Source organism: Cupriavidus sp. 05T313, from assembly GCF_056396665.1.
The window spans coordinates 1-402 of the sequence record NZ_JBFTLX010000678.1 but is presented as its reverse complement, the minus strand read 5'-3'; the positions used below and the strand labels follow the sequence as shown (position 1 = coordinate 402).

Below are 402 nucleotides of genomic sequence, written 5' to 3'. Positions count from 1 at the left end.
GCTCCACGAGGGGCAAACGGACAATCGAGTTGGGCAGGACTCCCTGCCATTTAAGAATCTGTTTGGCCGCCACGGCCCCCTGGACGCGGGTCATGGTGGCGCGGACTACGGGCTGCAGTTCGAAGTTGATCTTGCGGGCAGTCCCAAGGTCATTGGCGTTGACGGCGTCGATGAGCTCGCGGAAGCGGCGGGTGGCGACGTGGGTGGTGACCCCCACCAGTCCGACGGCGCCCAGCGCCATCCAGGGAAGGGTCAGCCCGTCGTCGCCCGAGTAGAACAGGAGGTCGGTTTCGGCCATGACGCGGGTAGCTGCGGCGAGGTCCGCCTTGGCGTCCTTGACGGCGACGATGTTGGGGTGCTGGGCCAGCCGGATCATGGTGTCGGGCTCAATCGGAATGGAGG

1 protein-coding gene is annotated in these 402 nt (G+C 65.9%); it reads right to left on the bottom strand.

The window, feature by feature from the left end; genetic code table 11:
- Nucleotides 1-402: dihydrodipicolinate synthase family protein (locus AC1DKD_RS42335; RefSeq protein WP_477144880.1), on the bottom strand; the 402-nt coding region annotated here is incomplete at both ends.